At 69.9% G+C, this 2,073-nt stretch carries 1 protein-coding gene; it reads right to left on the reverse strand.

Going from position 1 to position 2,073, the window contains the following annotated elements; genetic code table 11:
* Positions 1-191: 191 nt before the first annotated feature.
* The gene (locus NBZ83_RS31785; protein WP_261565062.1) at positions 192-1,925 is read right to left on the reverse strand and encodes an MBOAT family O-acyltransferase; all 1,734 of its coding nucleotides are present in this window, start codon (positions 1,923-1,925) and stop codon (positions 192-194) included.
* Positions 1,926-2,073 lie beyond the last annotated feature (148 nt).

Consider the following 2,073-nt stretch of genomic DNA (forward strand, 5'->3'; position numbering starts at 1 on the left):
CCCCACATCAACAGTTATTAAGTCCTCGGCAGCGGCAGAGGTGTATAAGAGACAGGCATCGTCGCGCTCGGTCATGGTCGCGGGCTCCGTCGACGGCCGTGGAGGATAGATGGAAATCACTTTCCGTGCTTACATGATTACCTTAGGTGCTTCGCCGGGATTTGGTGGCCCCACGCCCCGGCGGGCTGTCCTCAGAAGCGGAAGTAGATGAACGGGGCGACGTCCTGTTGCCCGACAACCGCGTAAATGACCATCATGGCCATGGTCAGCAGGGCGATCTGCGAGCCGAGGCCCACCTGCGTGAACCGGGCCTGCGCCCTGGCCCACCAGCGCTGCGGGACGGCCGCCGTGGTCAGGCCCACCGCTATCGCGGCCACCACCGAGGGGGTGACCAGCGGCGCCGGGCCGCCGGCTGTGAAAAGCCGCGCGAACAGGCGGCCCGCCGTGTCCAGATCCGGGGCGCGGAAGAGCACCCAGGTCGCGCAGACGAAGTGGAAGACGACGAGGCGGGCCGCCCAGCCGCGTACGGGGCCGGTGACCCGGGTCGCGGTCCCGGCGGCGGCCGGTGCGGGCGCCGCGGCCAACCCGATCGCCCGGGACGTGGGCGCTGTCGAGGAGGCCTCTGTTCCTGAGTCGATCGCGGGCACGTTGGGCTGCGCGGGCACGTCGGGTCGCGCGGGCATGTCGGGCTGCGCGGGCATGTCGGGTCGCGCCGGGAGGTCGGGTCGCGCCGGGAGGTCGGCGGCTGCACGTTCGTCCGGCGGCGCTGAGCGCTGCGCGGAGAGGGCCTCGCCGCGAGGCGCGGCGGGGGTGGCGCCGGCGTCGGAGTCGGCGCGCGGCGACGGCATCCGCGCGGGCCCGGCGGCGGCCGTCCGTCCCGTCCACCGGGCCCGTAGCCGGCGTTCGGTCACCAGGGCGGCGCCGTGCAGCGCCCCCCACAGTACGAAGGTCCACGACGCCCCGTGCCACAGGCCGCCCAGGGTCATGGTGATCATGAGGTTCAGGTGGGTCCGGCGGCGTCCGCGTCGACTTCCGCCCAGGGGCAGGTACACGTAGTCGCGCAGCCAGCGTGACAGCGTCATGTGCCAGCGCCGCCAGAACTCCTGCAGGCTGCGCGACGCGTATGGCCGGTTGAAGTTGTCCGGGAAGCGGAAGCCGAGTAGCAGCGCGATCCCGATGGCAATGTCGGAGTAGGCCGAGAAGTCGCAGTAGATCTGGACGGCGTAGCCGTAGATGGCGACACCGATCTCGGTGGACGAGTGCTGGCCGGGGGCGTCGAAGACCGGGTCGACCAGTCGGGAGGCGATGACGTCGGCGAGCACGACCTTCTTGATCAGCCCGCCGAGGATGAGGAACGCCGCCCGCGTGGTCGGCACCCGGGCCGGGTCCCGCGGGGTGGCGAGCTGCGGGAGGAACTCGCTGGCCCGCACGATGGGACCGGCCACCAGATGCGGGAAGAACGCCTCGTAGACGGCGAAGTCGAGCAGCGGTGCCGGCGGGGTGATCCCGCGGTGGACATCGATGACGTAGCTCAGCGCCTGGAAGGTGAAGAACGAGATCCCGATCGGCAGCGCCACCTGGAGCAGTGGGAGCGGGGTGGGCAGTCCGGCGTCGGCCAGGGCGCGATCGACGGACAGCGCGAAGAAGCCGTAGTACTTGAACCAGCCGAGCAGGCCGAGGTCGCAGGCGATCGCCGCGGCGAGGATGCGCCGGTCCCGGAACCGGTGGACCGCCCGCGCGGCCGCCTGGTTGATCAGGGTGGAGGCGACGATGAGCAGGACGAACCGGGCGTCGGCAAAGCCGTAGAAGAAGTACGACGCGGCGAGGATGAACGGCTTCCACAGCGCCGGTCGGGGCATCAGCAGCCAGGACAGCGCCATCACCACGACGAAGAACGCCGCGAACTCGATCGTCGGAAAGATCACCTATGGCCGTCCAGGAAGATCGGGTGCGCGGCGGGAGGCATGGGGAAGCCAATCGCACATGGCTACTCTATGGAGTTGAGAAGATACATAAAGTAATGACCGGCTGAAGGTGTGTGCGGTCAGGCGCGGCGGGGCGACTGGCGAGATC

This window comes from Frankia gtarii (assembly GCF_025403375.1).
GTDB lineage: Bacteria > Actinomycetota > Actinomycetes > Frankiales > Frankiaceae > Frankia > Frankia gtarii.